The organism is Streptomyces sp. NPDC094034 (assembly GCF_040303865.1).
Lineage (GTDB): Bacteria > Actinomycetota > Actinomycetes > Streptomycetales > Streptomycetaceae > Streptomyces.
Genome location: NZ_JBEOUD010000030.1, coordinates 103,786 through 120,150, shown reverse-complemented (window position 1 = coordinate 120,150; position 16,365 = coordinate 103,786). Strand labels below are relative to the sequence as shown.

Sequence of the window (16,365 nt, the reverse complement as noted above, 5' to 3'; positions counted from 1 at the left end):
CGCCGATGGTACTGCAGGGGGGACCCTGTGGGAGAGTAGGACGCCGCCGAACAATTATTGTGGGAATGCCCCGCACCTTTATGGTGCGGGGCATTTCTGCGTTCAGGGGCCATATTCAGGGTTCTACCGCGCCCCACGGGTGATATCTCGTTGCGTGTGGGCGCCCGGGGCGCGGAGTATCGGTGCATGAACCATGTGATCCGGGCCGTGCGGCCCGACGAATGGGCCAAGGCCAAGGAGATCCGGCTCTCGGCGCTCCAGGATCCGGCCGCGCCGGTGGCTTTTCTGGAGACCTACGAACAGGCCCTGGATCAGCCCGACTCCTTCTGGCAGGAGCGGACGGCCAATTCCTTGTCCCGGCACGGGACCCGAGCGGGGCAGTTCATCGCCGAGGCGCCGGACGGGACATGGTCGGGCACCGTGACGCTGCTGATCGAGGAGGCCGGCGGCACGGACTTTCTGGGGGCCACCTCCGTGCGGGCGCAGGGGCATCTCGTCGGGGTGTTCGTACGCCCTGAGCAGCGCGGTACCGGACTGCTCAGGGCGCTGGTCGACGTCGCGCTCGACTGGGCGTGGTCGCTGGAGGAGCCGCGGCTCGCTCGGGTGCGGCTCCATGTCCATGAGGGGAATCCGCGGGCACAGGCCGCCTACCGCAAGTTGGGCTTCGTACCGACCGGCAAGTCCCTGCCGTTGGAGGGGAATTCCTCGGTGGCCCCCGGAAGGGAACTGGAGCTGGCGATCGATCGCGCCTAGGACTCCCTCGTCAGGCGCTGTACGGATGCTCCGCCCGGGCCGTGCGCAGCGCGCGTGCCCACCAGTCGAGCTGGTCGAGCATCGCCTTGGCGGCGCCGGTGGCGCCCTCGGGGTCGTGGGCCGTGCCGTCGGGTGCGAAGACGTCGCTCGTGACCTTGTGGAAGCTGACGGTCTCGCGCACTGTCGTACTGTGCAGTTCGGCGAAGACCAGCCGCAGTTGTTCGACGCTGCGCAGCCCGCCACCCACGCCCCCGTACGAGACGAAGCCGACCGGCTTGGCCTGCCATTCCTCGCGGTGGAGGTCGATGAAGTGCTTCAGGATCGCCGGGAAGCTGTGGTTGTACTCGGGTGTCACGACGACGAACGCGTCGGCCGCGCCGAGACGGGCCGACAGCTCCGCCAGGGCCGGGGTCGGTTCCGTACCCCAGTCGGGGTGGACGGCGGGGAGTTCGGTGTCCGCGAGGTCGATGAGGTCGACCTCGGTGCTGCCGTGACCGGCGGCAAGGCCGGCGAACCAGTGGCCGACGGTGGGTCCGAGACGGCCTTCGCGGGTGCTGCCGATGATGATGACGAGCCTTGACGGTGCGGTCTGCTGCGTGGACATGGCGTTGCTCCTCAAAGGTCCTCGTCCTGCGCCTGGGCGATAACGGTAAAGTACAACGTGTATGGCAATTCTTGCAATGAGCGTTGTACTTTCTGAGGAGGGCGGCACCATGACGAGCCGGGAGCGGGAGGCAGGGGCGGCACGGGAGTCAGGTGCCCGAAAGCCCCCGCGTAAGGGGCTGTTGGAGAAACGACAGGCCATCGAGCGAGGCGCGCGCAAGGTCTTCGGGCACGAGGGGTATACGCGAGCGAGCATTGACGCGATCGCCGCCGAGGCGGGTGTCTCCACGCGCACCATCTACAACCACTTCACCGACAAGGAAGAACTCTTCCGTTCGGTCTTCCTGGCGAGCGCCGCGTCCGTGACGGCGGACTCCACGGACCTCTTCGAGCGGCACTTCCGGCGTTTCGGGAAGGCGGCCGACGTCGAGGCGGACCTGCTGGCGCTCGCGCGCGACTGGGTCGGCCAGAGCTCCCGGCACCCCGAACACTTCGCGCTCGTACGCCAGATCATCACCGAGGGGCCCCGGATGCCGGCCGATGTGATCGAGGAGTGGCAGCGCGTCGGGCCGCGAGCCGTGCGCGCCGATCTCGCCGAGCGGCTGCGCGGGCTCGCCGATCAGGGGCTGTTCGACATCGACGACGCCGACGCGGCGGCACGGCATCTGAGCCTGCTCATCGGGGGCAGCACGCTGGAGTCGTTCTTCGGCGCGGTAAAGGTGCGCGATGCCGAGGTGGAGAAGTCCGTGGCGAGCGGGGTGTGGGCCTTTCTGAAGCTGTACGGGCCTTCCTGAGGTCCCGAGTCGCTGCGGTCCTCGGGACCTCAGGACTTCAGGACTTCAGGAACTCAGGGCCTGAGGGTGTCGCGTCGGCGCCGTATGTCTCAGATGCTGTCGGGGACCGGTAGTTCGTAGTGCGGCCAGCGGTCCAGGCCCTGCTGTCGTGACCGGAGCAGGGCGAGCGTCGGCAGGCCCCATTCCTGACCGGTGGAGAGCAGCTCCGGAAGCCGGGGCAGTGGAGCGACGGCGGCGACATCGTCCAGGACGCAGGTCATTGGTGGGTCGAGCCGACCGTCAGATGACCGTGCGGCCATGCGGCGGCCGTGCTCGACCACGTTCGAGGCGAGTGCGGTGAGCAGGGGCATCGCACCCGGGCGGGAGCGCGGATCCTCGATCGGCTCGCCCACCACATACAGAGTGCCCCCCTCGTTCACAAAAGAATCCAGCACGAGGGAATCGGCTCGGTTGGGTGTGCAGGCGTCTCGGATATGGACCGAGGAGAGGGCGGACAGCGCACGAGCCGTCAACTGCTGGGCTACTTCGCGTCGTTCGGGATGTGCGGTGAGGGCGGATTCCAGCAGACCCGCGAGACCGGAGGCGGCCTTGGGGTGGGTGCGGAGAATCCGGACGGCCTCATGGGCGTTCCCGCCCTGCGCCCAGCGGTGCACCTGCTTGAACGGTCGTGACTCCACAGCCGCGGCGTGCAGCCAGCAGCGCAGCAGGGTCTCCGCCGTGTCGGCCATGGCGGCGTCGAGGAGGGCGTGCGGGCGTACGGGGGAGAGCAGCGCGGCGGCACGGTCGGCGGCGGTGGTGGCGTCCTCGCAGCCGGCGGCGGGGGACCAGTGGAGCCGGGCCGGGGTGTCGCAGAGGTGGCCGGGGTCGTAGACGAGAACGGGGCCCAGCTTGGCCCGCGCGTCCTTGGTCTCGGCCCACACCGTCGGGTCGGAGGTGACGACGAGCGCGGGGCCCGGGGCCTCCAGGATGGCCTGAACGGCCGCGGGACGGCGGGCGAGTGGGTTGCCGTACCGCACGCGAGGGGCGGGGACAGCGGCGGCATGTGAGGGAACGGGTGTGGGGGCAGGAGCGGGAACGGGCGTTGGAGTCGCGGTCTGGACGGGGGCAGGTGCTGGTACCGGTACGGGTGTCGGTACCGATGTCGACTCCGACTCCGACTCCTCCTGCGACTGCGGTTTCGGTTCCGGTGCCGGTGACGGCTGGTGAGCGGGTACGGCCGTCGGCGCGACGCCCGGCGGGTACTGCTCCTTGCCGAGCCGCGGAGTGTCAGGTGCGCCTGGTACGTCGGATACGCCGGCCCGTCGTCGTGCTCGTACCACCCGATAACGGGCCGTCACGCCCAGCACGAACACCGTGAGCACGACCAGGACCATCATCTGACTGATCAGCAGGCCCCAGAACAGTCCGTACCCGGACAGTTCGCCGGGCGGGGTGTCCGGCCAGGCGCCCGCGATGTCGTGCGGTGCCTGGACGAGCCGGCGTATCGCCAGCGGAGTACGCGGAAAGGTCACCCCCTGCGGCCAGGCGCCATGAGTGAACAGGCCCGCGAGTCCGGTGGCCGTCCACACCAGCACCGCCAGCCCCAGCAGGAAGCCGAGCAGGCCCACGAGCAGCCCGTCGGGGATACCGCCGCCCCGGGCGCCCCCCTGGCCCCCCTGGCCCCGCGGGCCCCCGTAGTGCGGACCGTCGTGGTGGCGCGACATGGTCACGCCACCGTCGACTCGGAGGACTCGTTCAACTGCCGTTGCCTTTCCAGGAGGGCCGCCCGCTGCTCCGCCTCCCACTCCGCGGCCCGCATGTCGTCCGGCAGTCTGCCTTCCAGTTCCAGGGCGTCCGCGGCCTCCGACTCCTGGGAGTTCTCGGTCATCGCCCGGTCCGTGAAGACCAGAGGCCGTTCCGCTTCCGTCACCAGATGCTTGACGACCTGGACGTTGCCGTTGACGTCCCAGACCGCGATACCGGGGGTGAGGGTCGGAATGATCTCCACGGCCCACCGGGGCAGGCCGAGCACCCGGCCTGTCGCTCTCGCCTCGTCCGCCTTCTGGGCGTAGATCGTCCGGGTCGACGCCATCTTGAGGATGGCCGCGGCCTCCCGGGCCGCCGCGCCGTCGACCACGTCCGAGAGATGGTGGACCACCGCCACGAACGACAGACCGAGCCGCCGGCCGAACTTCAGCAGCCGCTGGAAGAGCTGGGCGACGAACGGGGAGTTGATGATGTGCCACGCCTCCTCGACCAGGAAGATGCGCTTCTTGCGGTCGGGGCGGATCCAGGTGTGCTCCAGCCAGACGCCCACGATCGCCATGAGGATGGGCATCGCGATCGAGTTGCGGTCGATGTGCGAGAGGTCGAAGACGATCAGCGGTGCGTCCAGATCGATCCCGACGGTCGTCGGTCCGTCGAACATGCCCCTCAGGTCACCGTCGACCAGCCGGTCAAGGACCAGCGCGACGTCCAGGCCCCAGGCCCGTACGTCGTCCAGGTCGACGTTCATGGTCTCGGCCGACTCGGGCTCGGGGTGGCGCAGTTGCTCGACGATGTCCATCAGCACGGGCTGGCGGTCGATGATCGTCTCGTTCACATAGGCGTGCGCGACCTTGAGCGCGAAGCCGGAGCGTTCGTCCAGGCCATGTCCCATGGCGACTTCGATGATCGTACGGAGCAGGGCGAGCTGCCCGGTCGTGGTGATCGCCGGGTCGAGTGGGTTGAGCCGGATGCCGTCGTCGAGGGCCGCCATCGCGTCGAGCCGGATGGGGGTTATACCCAGCTCCTGGGCGATCAGGTTCCACTCGCCCGCGCCGTCCTCGCCCTGGGCGTCCAGGACGACAACCTGGCGGTCGCGGAAGCGCAGTTGGCGCAGGACGTAGGTCTTCTCCAGCGCCGACTTCCCGTTGCCGGACTCGCCGAGGACGAGCCAGTGCGGGGCGGGGAGCTGCTGCCCGTACAGCTGGAAGGGGTCGTAGATGTACCCCTTGCCGCTGTAGACCTCGCGGCCGATGATCACGCCGGAGTCACCGAGGCCGGGGGCCGCGGTCGGCAGATAGACGGCCTGGGCCTGGCCCGTTGACGTACGGACGGGCAGCCGGGTCGTCTCCACCTTCCCGAAGAGGAAGCTGGTGAAGGCATCCGTGAGGACGGACAGCGGATCTCGCACCACAGGCCCCTTTCGGCTCGTCGGCTATCGGCGGTGTCGGTGTCGGTGTCGGTAAAGGTGTCGATGTCGGTAACGGTGTCGGAGTGGGTGGCGGTATGGGTCGTCGTCGGTCTGGGGCGGCCGGAGGCGATGAACCGCGCTAACGGCGGATGCCGGTCGCGAACGGCAGCGTGTTCACAAAGGCGCGGTGGTGCTCGCGGTCGCACCACTCCAGTTTCAGATACGACTTGCCGGCCGACGCCCTGATCGTCCGCTTGTCCCTGGCCAGGGCCTCGGGCGACCTGGACGACACTGTGATGTACCCGACGAGATTGACCCCCGCCGCCCCGCTGGCGAGATCTTCACCCCGCTGGTCCAGCCTGCCGTGCGCGGCGATGTCGCGCGGGTCGACAGTGCGGTTCATCTTCGCGGCGCGGCTCGCCTCCGCGTCGTCGTTCGTCTTCTCCGTCAGCATCCGCTCGATGGCGATCTCGGTCGGTTCGAGGTCCATGGTGACCGAGACCGTACGGATCACATCGGGGGTGTGGACGAGCAGCGGGGCCAGGAAGTTCACGCCGACCGGGGTCATCGGCCACTCCTTGACCCAGGCGGTGGAGTGGCACCAGGGCGCGCGGGTGGACGACTCGCGCGTCTTGGCCTGGAGATACGTCGGCTCCATCGCGTCCAGCTCGGCCGGCCAGGCGTTTCGTTTCGTCATGGCCTGGATGTGGTCGATGGGGTGGTCGGGGTCGTACATCGAGTGCACCAGGGAGGACAGCCGGCCCTGCCCGAGCGGCTGCCGTACGCGGATGTCCGCCTCGGCGAGCCGCGCGCAGATGTCGGTCAGCTCACGGGCCATCACGACGGCGAGGCCCGCGTCCCGGTCGAGCCTCTTCGTACCGGCGGCCTGGCGGGCGGCGCGGGCCATGGCCTGGCCCTCGGCGGCCAGTTCGCGGGTGTAGTGCATGCAGGCGACGAGATACGCGCGGTGCTGCTCGCTGGAGGTGGAGACCATCGACTGGAGCTGGTCGTAGGAATCCCGGAGCCAGCCCGGGGAGGCGGAGTCGCCGCGCTGGGCCACGTCCTTCTCGTGCGCGTCGGGGTCGGCGGGCAGCGTACGGGCGAGCATCTGGAGCCGGGTGACGAAGCCGTCCCCGTTGGCGACATGCTTGAGGAGCGTGCCGAAGCGGTCGACGAGGGCCTCCTGGTCCTCGCTGTCGCGCAGCCCGACGCCGGGGCCCTCGATCTCGATGGCGGCGGTGACGGTACGGCGGTCGGCGTGCAGCAGGACGGCGATTTCGTCAGGGCCGAAGGGCGCGGCAAGCCAGTTGATACGGCCGATGCCGGGCGGCGGGCCGACCTCGACCTCGCGGCCGTCGAGGCTCGTACCGGCTTCCATGGCGCCGGAGCGGTAGGCCGTACCGCGGCGCAGGCTGCGCTTGTAACTGCGGTTGATCTCGAACCACTTGTAGAACGTGCGGTGCTTGTACGGCACGTACACGGCGGCGAGCGCGAGGAGCGGGAACCCCGTCAGCGTCGCGATCCGCACGGACAGGACGGGGACCAGCAGACCGCACATCATGCCGACGAAGGCGCCGGCGATGATCAGGGCGATCTCGCCGGTCTCGCGGTTCTTGCCGACGATCGCGTTCGGCCTGGCCCGGCCGATGAGATACGTGCGACGGGGCGCGATCGGTGGTGACTGGGTCGTCAACGCCCTCTACCTCCTGTGCTGTTGTTGCCGTTACCGGTACCGCGTGCGCTGTGCGGGGTGCCGCTGGTCGGGCCGCTGCCGCGGGGCGGGGGCGCGGGGGACGGCAGGGGCGCGCCGCCGCCTCCGCCGCCTCCGGACGAGGGGCCGCGCGAGCTGTGTGCGGCGATGCCGCCCGAGACGGCGCTGGAGGGCCGGCCTCCGCCGCCTCCGCCGGCTCCGTCGCCCCGCTGGTGGTTGCGGCTGCTGTGGGTCTTGATGCCCTGGGAGACGAGAGCGGCGGGGGAGCTGAGGACGGGGGTGGCCTTGGAGCCGTCCGTGGCCTGCTTCCGGTTGGAGCGGGAGGAGGCGATCTCGTCGCCGAATCCGGGCACGAAGCGGTAGATCATCGCGGAGGCGAAGATCGCGAGCAGGATGATGGCGAGACCGGAGACGACGGCGGAGACCGCGTCGGGGCCGCTGTCGGCGGAGAGCGCGCCGGCGAGTCCGAGGACGATCACGATGACGGGCTTGACCATGATGACCGCGATCATGATGCCGGCCCACCGGCGGACGTGCCCCCACATGTTCTTGTCGACGAGCCCGGCGTAGACGACCGTGCCGAGGAGCGCCCCGACGTACAGGAGCGCGGCCCTGATCACCAGTTCCAGCCAGAGCACGCCGGCGGCGAGGATCGACACGAGCGAGACGACGATCAGCATGATCGGCCCGCCGCCGATGTCGTCGCCCTTCTTGAGGGCCTCGGCGAAGCCGCCGAAGAAGACATCGGTCTGGCCGCCGGTGGAGCTGGAGACGACCTGGGCGACGCCGTCGGTCGCGGAGACGACGGTGAAGAGGATGAGGGGGGTGAACGCGGAGGCGAGGACCGTCAGCCAGAGGAACCCGATGGCCTCGGAGATCGCGGTGGTGAGGGGCACGCCGCGGATGGCGCGCTTGGCGACGGCGAGGAGCCAGAGGACGAGGGTGAGGACGGTGGACGCGGCGAAGACGACGGCGTACTGGCGGAGGAAGGAGGCGTTGGTGAAGTCGACGGTGGCCGTCTCCTTCACCGCGTCACTGAGCTTGCCGACGATCCAGGCGGCGGCGTCGGCGCAGCCGCGGGCGAGGGAGGAGAGGGGGTCGAGGGTGTCGGGGGCGCTGGGTACGAGGGAACCGGAGTCTCCGGTCTCGCCGTTCTCGCAGAGCTCCTGCACCTGGCCCGACAGCAGACTACAGTCCCCGCTCGCGGAGGGACTCGGGGTGGGCGACGGAGTCGGTGCGGCCACCGCGCGTGACGCGAACAGGAAGAGCGCGGCCTGCACGCCCGCCAGTACGGTGACGAGCGACCGAGCGCGGCGCCGGGAGCCACCTGGCGTCCGCCGAGAGCTACCTCGCATAGGTGAAGCCTCCGAACTGCTCGACAGCCTTGCTGATCTCGTCCGCTGTGGATGCCGCGACATCGCCGGGGACCGGGGCCGGGCCGTCCTTCTGCGAGTCGGCGGTGACCTTCCACTCGTCGCCCAGCCACCGCAGGTCGAAGGTCCAGGTCTTCCAGGTCGTTCGCACCGGGTTCGTCGAGTCGGGACCGGACATCCCGATCAGGCCCGTGTACCAGACCGAGACCTTCGCCGTGTCTCCCGAGAGGTTCTCCACCTTGGTGCCGACCGGGATCGTGCGGGTGACGAAGGTGTTGCCCCGAGGAGGATTGCCGTCGGCGTCCAGCCCGAGGTTCTGAAGGAACGCCGGTGAGTACGCGGCGTCTTGCGGGCCCTTGAGCTTGCCCGCCGCCTCAGGGGTGTAGACGGTGTCGACGATGCTGTGCCGGCTGTCCTGATTGAACATGCCGTCGGAACCGAGCGCCACCGCGTAGTTCGCCGCCGCGCTCGCCGCCCCCTGTTCGTTCCGCGCGAACCCCGAGGGGATCTCCCCGTTCTTCCCTGTCACCGGTTTCACACCCGACGCCGCCGTCGGGTCCGCGCCCGGTCCCGAGGCCGAGCCCTTGCCGCCGGACGTATCGCCACCGCCGCCGCCGCGGTTCGCGAACGCGATAGCCGCGACGAGCAGGACCACGACGCCCACGACCGTGATGAGCGAGCGGGAGCTGCGCGCCGGGCGGCGGGGGCCGCCGTACATGTCGCCGTTTCTGCCATCGGGCAGGCGGGTACGGGTCTGGCCCGTCCCGCCGAACCCGTCGTCCGTACGGCCCGAGTCGCCGCCGTAGCCGTGCTCGTCGCCGTAGCTCATGCCGCGTACGCCCCCTCAGCCGTTGGCGGTTCCGCGGTGCTGGCGGTGTCCGCGTAGTACGACGGTAGCCGTGCTGGTTCCCGCGCGGGCGCGGTGTGGTGACTCGACATCAGGGAGACGCAACCTCAGCCGGTGGGTGCGACGGACGGGTGGTGTTGAGGGTGAACCCGGGCACGCCCGGTGCGGACCGGCGGGACGGGAGGGATGGATCGCAGGGGACTGGAGGAGACGGAGGAGACGGGAAGGACGGCGGAGTCGGGAGAGCGAGGAGGCGCGCAGGGTGGGAGGAGTGGCCGTGGGTCAGACAGCCATCCCGTACACGATCGTGAAGAGTGTGCCCAGCGAGCCGATGATGAAGACACCGGTGAGTCCGGCGACGATCAGGCCCTTGCCCTGCTCAGCGCTGAACGTGTCCCGTAGCGCTGTCGCTCCGATCCGCTGCTTGGCCGCGCCCCAGATCGCGATACCGAGGCAGAGCAGGATGGCCACCGCCATCACGACCTCGATCATGATCCGGGCCTCGTTCCCAAGTGTCCCGAAAGGGCCCCAGTTCGGGGCGATGCCACCGATGATGGTGGTGATGTCGCCCTTTTCGGCCGCCAGGTACATGTAACTCACCGCCCCTGTTGGGTCGTTCACGCCCGAGCCCCCATGGCACGGGTCACGCTCTATCTTCGCTGATGGAACCGCCCTCGTAAGCCGCTTGGCGGCTCTCTTTACCCGATCCCCGCACATATGACCGACGATGGTGCCCCGATCAGTCACGGATCGGGTATGCGAGTACGCGTATGGTTACTCTGTGTATCACGGAGCGTGACTCCGGGCAATGACTGTCGTTGTTACACCTTTGTGGTTCCGAGCACGTTCGAGGCGCCTCGAACTGCCGGCGGTGCTGGTGACGGCACGGCGAGCGACCGGGCGGACGCGGCACGGGACCGGATCGGCAAGCGGCTCGTCGCGAGCTTCGCGGCCGAGCTGAGGGACCCTCAGCGAAGCTGTGCGCGCCGCTGCAACGCGCGGTTGACCACCCGCGGCGCCCCGCGGCGTCCCAGCGTCCACGACGACTTCCGGTCATCCAACGTGCCTCTTCCGACGTCCTCGTCGTCCGCCTCCTGATCCGTCCCCTCCGCGCCTACACTGGCCCGGGACAGTGGCCCTGACACGGAGGGTGTGTGACGGTGCGTAAGACATGGCTCCTCGTGGCCGCTGTCGGGGGGCTGGGGTTGAGTTTTGTCGCTCTGCTGGTCGTCGGGACCTACTCCGCCGCCGCCGGGCTCGTCGGGGGTGCGGGCGGGGGCGGGCGTGCTGTTGGGCTGGCCAAGGGGGCCGTACCCGCCGCTTATCAGCCGCTTGTGCAGCAGTGGGGGAATCTCTGTCCCGCCATCAACCCCGCCCTGCTCGCCGCGCAGTTGTACCAGGAGAGCGGCTGGAATCCCAGCGCCCAGAGTCCCGCGAACGCCAAGGGCATCGGGCAGTTCATCCCCGGGACTTGGGAGGCCCATGGGATCGACGGGAACAAGGACGGCAAGCGGGACATCTGGGATCCGCGTGACGCGATTCCGTCGGCCGCCTCGTACGACTGCGAATTGGCCGGATACGTCAAGGACGTGCCCGGTGATCAGACCAGCAACATGCTGGCGGCGTACAACGCCGGGGCGTACGCCGTCATCAAGTACGGCGGGGTGCCGCCGTACCGGGAGACGCAGAACTACGTCAAGATCATCCGGACTCTGGAGAAGAGCTTCGCCAGGCCCGTCGGGCGGGTCGAGCCCTCCAGGCAGGCCGCCGCGGCCATCTACTTCGCTCAGCAGAAGCTGGGCACCCCCTATCTGTGGGGTGGGAACGGGACCGCCGAGCAGGGCGGGCGGTTCGACTGTTCCGGGCTGACACAGGCCGCGTACCGGACCGTGGGAATCGAGCTGCCGCGAGTGGCCAATGATCAGTACAACGCCGGCGAGCATCCCTCACGGGACGAGCTGCTCCCGGGTGACCTGGTCTTCTTCTCGGACGATCTGACCAATTCGCGGGCGATCCGGCATGTGGGGTTGTACGTGGGCGGCGGGTACATGATCAACGCGCCGTACACCGGGGCCGTCATCCGGTTCGACAAGATCGACACCCCGGACTACTTCGGGGCCACCCGCGTCACCGAGGACGGCGCGAAATCCCTGCCCACCGACCTGCCCCCGAACCGGCCCGACGCATGATCCCGGAGGGGGCCGGCGGGCGGACGTGGCCGGAAGTCTTCGTCCGGACGCGCCCCTGAGCTGCGACTATGTGTCACTCTTCGATAACGTCATGGTGATCGTTCGGTGGAGAGCGGAACGTACGCGTCGCGTAGGCCGTTCCCTGGACGACAGCTGCGGTACTGATCACGCAGCATGTTCCGTACTGACCGCGGGGGTTGGCGGAGACGTCGCCCACGAAGACGCGGCGCGGCAGGCGACAAGAAGAGGCAGGGGCCGCAGCAGATGGCTGGACTCGTACTGGATGGGTCGAACCCCGACGTCAGCCTGCTCTATGACATCAATGGACTGGCCAAGGACGCCCCGACGTGGTTCGACCGCGTGATGGGGTTCGTCGGTGAGTACGGGATCATGCTCGGGCTCGTGATCATCGGGCTCTGGGCCTGGTGGAGCGTGCGCAAGCGCGGGTCCGAGGAGGACTCGGTCACGGCCGTCGCCGGGCTGGTCTGGGCGCCGCTCGCCGCCGGGATCGCGCTGCTGATCAATATCCCGATCCGGGGCTTCGTCGAGCGTCCGAGGCCGTTCCTCGACCACAAGGGCCTGGAGGTCCTGGTGGCGGGCAAGACGGACTACTCGTTCGTCAGCGACCACGCCACGATGGCGATGGCCCTCGCCGTCGGCGTCTTCATCGCCCACCGGAAGCTCGGTCTCGCCGCGATCGGTCTGGCCCTCCTCGAAGGTTTCTGCCGCGTCTACATGGGGGTTCACTACCCGACCGATGTCATCGGCGGCTTCGCCCTCGGTACGGCGGTCGCCCTCCTGCTGACCCCGCTCGCACTCGCCCTGCTCACCCCGCTGGTGTCGGCGGTCTCCCGGTCGCCGCACGTCGGGTGGTTCGTACGGTCGCGGGCCGCCCGCCAGGCGGACGTGGCCGCTGGTACCGGTGGCGGGGCCGGCGCCGTCGGCGGGACGCGGTCGCTCGAAATCCCCGAGCCGCGCCCCGACGACAACAATCTCGCGGCCTGAGCCCGGCCTGAGCCCGGCGGCCTGAGCCCAGCGCACTGAGCCCGGCGGCCTGAACCCAGCGGCCTGAGCTCAGAAGTCCGCGACCGCGCTGACCACCACGTTCGAGTCCCAGTGGCCGTTGGCGTCGATGACTCCCCCGCAGGTGATCAGCCGTAGCTCCGGGGTCGGCACCGGGCCGTAGACCCGTTCCGTGGGGAATCGTTTCGTACGGTACGTATCGACGGCCGTCACCCGGAACGTCAGCCGCCGCCCGTCGCCCAGCTCCGTCTCGATCGAGTCGCCGGGGCGCAGCCGGCCCAGTTTGGCGAAGACGGCGTTCTTGATGTCGTCGCGTCCATTGCGGACCGGGACGGTGCCCGGGTTCGCCGGGGCGTCCCGGTGGCCGATCAGGACCGCCGGGCCGCGTTCGCCGGGGCGTGGTCCCAGGGCGAACCAGCCGACCTTCATCGCGTTCCGGAACCCCGGCGCGTCCAGCGTCCCCTCGTCGTCGAGTGCCAGCGGCAGAACCTCCGCCCTCACCCCGAGCGCCGGGATGCGCAGCCGTACGGGGGCGGACGGCGGGTCCGTGACCTGGACGGTTCGTGGTTCGGCGTAGCCCGCTGCCCGTGGCGCGGGCCGGAGCGGGAACATATGCAGCAGTACGGCGGCCGTCGCGCACAGGACCGCTATGACGAAGAGGGCCTTGATCGCCCTGCCCGACGCGACCGACGCGACCGGCCCGGCCGCCGTGGCCGACTCGCCGGTCTTGCCGTCGCCGCTGGATATGCCCGCCCGGCCCGCCCTTCCGGTCAGTGCTGGCCGCCCGTCGAACGGCGCTGGAATCGGCGCACCACGAGGACCGTGGCGGCCGAGGCCGCGGCGGTGGCACCGATGGCGAGGGTCAGTTCGGCCGCGCTCGTGCGTTCCGACGAGTCGGCGGCGGTCATGTGGTCCGCGCCACCGCGCGCCGCGCCCGACGGCGTGACCGTCAGGGCCCCGACCGAGGGGGCGGCGGTGCCGGTGGTCCTACGGGGGACTGCCGGGTTGGCCGTACGAGTCGGAGTCACGCGGGCGGCGGAGGTGGGAGCCTTCGTCGCCGGCTTCGTCGCCCGCTTGGGCGGTGCTTTCGTCGCCGGCTTGGGCGGTGCTTTGGTCGCCGGCTTGGGCGGTGCCTTTGACGCGGGCTTCGGCAGTACCGGCAGTGGTGCCCTGGTCGGCGCTCTCGGTGGTGTTCTCGGAGCTGCCTTCGTGGGCGCTTTGGTGGGCTGCTTCGTGGGTGGCTTCGGTACCTTCTTGGGCGTCGTCCTGGGCGCCTTCGTCGCGACCTTCCTGGGCGCCTTCGGGAGCGCCTTCGTGGGGGCACGTGTCTGAGTGGGGATCGCCCTGGTCGGCCGCGGTGTCGCCGCGGGCTTCGCCCTGGACGTGGACGACGTCGTCCCCGACACCGTCGGATCCGGGTCCGGGCCCGAACTCAGCGGCAGCGCCATCGCGGTGCCGTTCGGGGCGACCAGGGTGAAGCCGTCCACGTGCTGGCCGCGCGGCAGGTGTGCCCGGTCCTTCGAGTAGTAGTACAGCGGGTGCGTGTTGTAGATGACCTGAGGCTGATCGCTGTTCTCCGCGTTCAGCACGGTCTGTGAGGTGTCGTTGGCGACCCCCCGCGCCTTGGTCGGATAGCCGATGGCGGCGGGCCAGGTGTCGGCGCACTCGCCCGTGCAGTCCGGATTGTCCGGCTCGTCGGCCGTCCGCATATAGAGCGGATAGCCGAACTTGTCCGCGAGCACCCGGCCGACAGCGGTGTTGATGAGGGTCAGCTGACGCGGTTCGGTGGGCCTGTCCACAGCTGTGGCGGCGCTGCCGCCGAGTGCGAGAAGGAGAACGGTGGCCGCGGCGAGCGCGGCTATCCGGGGTCCGTGTCCGTGCATGGCTACGCCCTTGCGAGTCGGGATGTGCCCCCCGCTTGCCGGCCCCCCGCCTGCTACGTACAGGCCATCGCCAACTGGCCCTCGCGGCCACCTCGGTGAGCCGTACGGGGTACGAAAACCCCTGACGATCACGCGGGGATCTCAAGCGGAGCGCTTCGCACAAGGACTCACGCCAAGGGCCCGGACAGAGGGCTCGGACAGAGGACTCGGACAGAGGGCTCAGACCAGGGACTCACAGCGCCTGCGGGAAGTCGAACAGGCGGTCCGGGTCGTACCGCCTCTTCAACCGGGCCAGCCGGTCCGCGGCGGCGCCGTAGTACGACGTGCGCCAGTCGGGCAGCGCCGGGTCGGAGTAGTTCTGGTACGCCGCGCCCGAGGCGTGCCGGCGCATCGATCCATGGGTGGTTTTCAGCCAGGCGCGCTGGGCCGATCCGGCGGTGTCCGGCTCCCAGGCGGCTATGTACTGCGCCAGCACCCGCGAGCCCCGGTGGACGAAGGCCGTCGCGAGCGGGTCCACCCGGTTGACCGCGCCGCCGAGCGCGGTGAGGGTGAGGGAGCCGCTGCCGCCCCCGGACGCCGGGAGCCGGGTGAACGTCTCGGATGCGGAGATGAGGGCGCCCCGGCCCGCGGGCGAGAGCGGGCGGACGTAGAAGTCGGAGGCGGCGGCGTAGGTCTCGCGCCGGAGCGCGCCCTGTTCGCCGCGCCCGGGGGTGGTACCGGGCAGCCGGCACTGCTCCTCGGTGAAGCCGGAACAGCCCGCGTAGATCAGCATCGCCTCCTCGTAATCACGTCGCCGCACCGAGACGGAGCTCGCCGAGCCGGGTCCACCCGGTCCGTCGGCGAGCCGGTCGAGCGCGTTCTTCAGTTCGTCCTCGCCGCCCAGTGACAGGGCGGAGAGGGACAGCGTCGGGGCGACACCGCCCGGACCGGCGTTGAGATGGAGCGAGAACCAGATCTCGTCCGGCTGGTCGGGACCCCACCGCTCCCAGGCGCCGAGCAGGGCGTCCGCCTTCGACCACGGCCAGCTCGCGAAGGCGACGACGGCCGGGGGCGCCGGGTGCGTACGGAAACGCAGCTCGGTGACGACCCCGAAATTGCCGTTGCCCGCGCCGCGCAGCGCCCAGAAGAGATCCGAGTGCCGCTCGGCGTCGGCGGTCAGCCGCTTGCCGTCGGCCGTGATGAGGGTGGCGGAGGTGAGACTGTCGCAGGTGAGGCCGTAGGCGCGGGCCGTGACTCCGTGTCCGCCGCCGAGGGTGAGTCCGCCGATGGCGACGGTGGGACAGGACCCGGCCGGGATCGTACGGCCCGCGGCCGCGAGGGCCCGGTAGACATCGGCGAGCCTGGCTCCGGCTCCGACCGTGCCGTCCGTGGCCGCGCCCCGCAGCGAGTCCAGCCGGGTCACGTCGATGACGAGCCGGCCGTTGCCGCTGGACCACCCCGCGTAGGAGTGGCCGCCGCCGCGTATGGAGACGGGCGTGCCGTGTGTCCTGGCGAAGGCGAGGCACTCCTTGATGTCGTCCTCGCCCTCGGCGTAGGCGATGGCCGCCGGTCTGAGGGAGTCGAAGCGGGTGTTGTAGAGCTGCCGGGCCGTCTCGTACGCGGAGTCGTCCGGCCGTACGAGTTGCCCGGCGAGCCCCTTCGCCAGCGCGTCCCAACTCGGGGCGCGGCTCGGGGCAGTTGCCGTGGGGCCCCTGGTGGTCGTGCCGTTCTTTCCGTTGGTGCTGTGCTCGCCGGCGCTGTTCTCGCTGCCCGTACCGCCGCCGGAGCACGCGGTCGCCGTGGCGGCGCCGACCAGGAGGCCGGCCGCGGTGAGCAGTACGCGCCGTTCCATCCGCCTCCGCCTCAGCTCTTCGCGGACTGCGCGGCGGCGTGGGCGGCGGCGTCGGTACGGGCGAGGTCGCGCGATCTGCGGGCGTGGCCGAACCAGCCGCAGGTGCAGCGCGCCGTGCAGAACGAGCCGCGCTCGACGGTCATGGTCTCGTGAGGTGGCGGGGCGGAGGGGGAAGGGGCCTGGCGGGAGGCCGGAGATGAGGCG

The 16,365-nt window shown here is 70.1% G+C and carries 15 protein-coding genes; 4 read left to right on the top strand and 11 right to left on the bottom strand.

Annotated features, from left to right (window positions below):
* Positions 1 to 186 precede the first annotated feature (186 nt).
* Entirely contained in the window at positions 187 to 753 is a 567-nt protein-coding gene (locus ABTZ59_RS24955; protein ID WP_351415286.1) for a GNAT family N-acetyltransferase, read from the top strand.
* 10 nt (positions 754 to 763) lie between these two features.
* Here ABTZ59_RS24955 and ABTZ59_RS24950 read toward each other — a convergent pair whose 3' ends face one another.
* Positions 764 to 1,357: an NADPH-dependent FMN reductase gene (locus ABTZ59_RS24950; protein WP_351415275.1), complete on the bottom strand. Its 594-nt coding sequence runs from the start codon at positions 1,355 to 1,357 to the stop codon at positions 764 to 766.
* Positions 1,358 to 1,466: 109 nt separating this feature from the next.
* Between ABTZ59_RS24950 and ABTZ59_RS24945 the strand changes: the two genes are divergently transcribed.
* Positions 1,467 to 2,150 carry a TetR/AcrR family transcriptional regulator gene (locus ABTZ59_RS24945; RefSeq protein WP_351415268.1) on the top strand — a complete coding sequence of 228 codons (684 nt, stop codon included), beginning with the start codon at positions 1,467 to 1,469 and terminating at the stop codon, positions 2,148 to 2,150.
* Between the two features lie 89 nt (positions 2,151 to 2,239).
* Here ABTZ59_RS24945 and ABTZ59_RS24940 read toward each other — a convergent pair whose 3' ends face one another.
* The 6 genes from ABTZ59_RS24940 to ABTZ59_RS24915 form a co-directional block, all read right to left on the bottom strand.
* On the bottom strand, positions 2,240 to 3,853 hold the full coding sequence (locus ABTZ59_RS24940; protein WP_351415263.1) for a type IV secretory system conjugative DNA transfer family protein: 1,614 nt from the start codon (positions 3,851 to 3,853) through the stop codon (positions 2,240 to 2,242).
* A gap of 2 nt (positions 3,854 to 3,855) precedes the next feature.
* Positions 3,856 to 5,304 carry an ATP-binding protein gene (locus tag ABTZ59_RS24935; RefSeq protein WP_351415258.1) on the bottom strand — a complete coding sequence of 483 codons (1,449 nt, stop codon included), beginning with the start codon at positions 5,302 to 5,304 and terminating at the stop codon, positions 3,856 to 3,858.
* A 139-nt stretch (positions 5,305 to 5,443) separates the two neighbouring features.
* Entirely contained in the window at positions 5,444 to 6,997 is a 1,554-nt protein-coding gene (locus tag ABTZ59_RS24930; RefSeq protein ID WP_351415250.1) for an SCO6880 family protein, read from the bottom strand.
* Positions 6,994 to 8,370 carry a hypothetical protein gene (locus ABTZ59_RS24925; RefSeq protein WP_503003575.1) on the bottom strand — a complete coding sequence of 459 codons (1,377 nt, stop codon included), beginning with the start codon at positions 8,368 to 8,370 and terminating at the stop codon, positions 6,994 to 6,996. Before ABTZ59_RS24925 ends, ABTZ59_RS24930 begins: the two co-directional genes overlap by 4 nt.
* Positions 8,360 to 9,217 carry a DUF8175 domain-containg protein gene (locus ABTZ59_RS24920; RefSeq protein WP_351415240.1) on the bottom strand — a complete coding sequence of 286 codons (858 nt, stop codon included), beginning with the start codon at positions 9,215 to 9,217 and terminating at the stop codon, positions 8,360 to 8,362. The genes ABTZ59_RS24925 and ABTZ59_RS24920 overlap by 11 nt, the downstream gene beginning before the upstream one ends.
* Positions 9,218 to 9,517: 300 nt before the next feature.
* Complete coding sequence (locus tag ABTZ59_RS24915) at positions 9,518 to 9,826, bottom strand: DUF8827 family protein (RefSeq protein ID WP_030353484.1); 309 nt, start codon at positions 9,824 to 9,826, stop codon at positions 9,518 to 9,520.
* A gap of 569 nt (positions 9,827 to 10,395) precedes the next feature.
* Between ABTZ59_RS24915 and ABTZ59_RS24910 the strand changes: the two genes are divergently transcribed.
* Together ABTZ59_RS24910 and ABTZ59_RS24905 are read left to right on the top strand one after the other, a co-directional pair.
* Complete coding sequence (locus ABTZ59_RS24910) at positions 10,396 to 11,424, top strand: C40 family peptidase (RefSeq protein ID WP_351415323.1); 1,029 nt, start codon at positions 10,396 to 10,398, stop codon at positions 11,422 to 11,424.
* 264 nt (positions 11,425 to 11,688) lie between these two features.
* Positions 11,689 to 12,429: a phosphatase PAP2 family protein gene (locus tag ABTZ59_RS24905; protein ID WP_351415234.1), complete on the top strand. Its 741-nt coding sequence runs from the start codon at positions 11,689 to 11,691 to the stop codon at positions 12,427 to 12,429.
* Between the two features lie 69 nt (positions 12,430 to 12,498).
* Here ABTZ59_RS24905 and ABTZ59_RS24900 read toward each other — a convergent pair whose 3' ends face one another.
* The 4 genes from ABTZ59_RS24900 to ABTZ59_RS24885 form a co-directional block, all read right to left on the bottom strand.
* Positions 12,499 to 13,059 (bottom strand): sortase domain-containing protein, encoded by a 561-nt coding sequence (locus ABTZ59_RS24900; RefSeq protein ID WP_351415224.1) that lies wholly within the window; start codon positions 13,057 to 13,059, stop codon positions 12,499 to 12,501.
* A gap of 158 nt (positions 13,060 to 13,217) precedes the next feature.
* Positions 13,218 to 14,330 (bottom strand): COG4315 family predicted lipoprotein, encoded by a 1,113-nt coding sequence (locus ABTZ59_RS24895; RefSeq protein ID WP_351415217.1) that lies wholly within the window; start codon positions 14,328 to 14,330, stop codon positions 13,218 to 13,220.
* A gap of 232 nt (positions 14,331 to 14,562) precedes the next feature.
* A complete protein-coding gene (locus ABTZ59_RS24890; protein WP_351415214.1) occupies positions 14,563 to 16,161 on the bottom strand; it encodes an FAD-binding oxidoreductase in 1,599 nt (532 codons plus the stop codon).
* 11 nt (positions 16,162 to 16,172) lie between these two features.
* Positions 16,173 to 16,304, bottom strand: a complete 132-nt coding sequence (locus tag ABTZ59_RS24885; protein ID WP_351415210.1) for a hypothetical protein — start codon at positions 16,302 to 16,304, stop codon at positions 16,173 to 16,175.
* Positions 16,305 to 16,365: the final 61 nt, after the last annotated feature.

Coding starts and splice junctions, on each gene's coding strand:
- ABTZ59_RS24945 (WP_351415268.1), top strand. CDS start 1,467: ATGACGAGCCGGGAGCGGGAGGCAGGGGCGGCACGGGAGTCAGGTGCC.
- ABTZ59_RS24940 (WP_351415263.1), bottom strand. CDS start 3,853: ATGTCGCGCCACCACGACGGTCCGCACTACGGGGGCCCGCGGGGCCAG.
- ABTZ59_RS24895 (WP_351415217.1), bottom strand. CDS start 14,330: ATGCACGGACACGGACCCCGGATAGCCGCGCTCGCCGCGGCCACCGTT.
- ABTZ59_RS24900 (WP_351415224.1), bottom strand. CDS start 13,059: ATGTTCCCGCTCCGGCCCGCGCCACGGGCAGCGGGCTACGCCGAACCA.
- ABTZ59_RS24905 (WP_351415234.1), top strand. CDS start 11,689: ATGGCTGGACTCGTACTGGATGGGTCGAACCCCGACGTCAGCCTGCTC.
- ABTZ59_RS24890 (WP_351415214.1), bottom strand. CDS start 16,161: ATGGAACGGCGCGTACTGCTCACCGCGGCCGGCCTCCTGGTCGGCGCC.
- ABTZ59_RS24955 (WP_351415286.1), top strand. CDS start 187: ATGAACCATGTGATCCGGGCCGTGCGGCCCGACGAATGGGCCAAGGCC.
- ABTZ59_RS24925 (WP_503003575.1), bottom strand. CDS start 8,370: ATGCGAGGTAGCTCTCGGCGGACGCCAGGTGGCTCCCGGCGCCGCGCT.
- ABTZ59_RS24885 (WP_351415210.1), bottom strand. CDS start 16,304: ATGACCGTCGAGCGCGGCTCGTTCTGCACGGCGCGCTGCACCTGCGGC.
- ABTZ59_RS24915 (WP_030353484.1), bottom strand. CDS start 9,826: ATGTACCTGGCGGCCGAAAAGGGCGACATCACCACCATCATCGGTGGC.
- ABTZ59_RS24950 (WP_351415275.1), bottom strand. CDS start 1,357: ATGTCCACGCAGCAGACCGCACCGTCAAGGCTCGTCATCATCATCGGC.
- ABTZ59_RS24920 (WP_351415240.1), bottom strand. CDS start 9,217: ATGAGCTACGGCGACGAGCACGGCTACGGCGGCGACTCGGGCCGTACG.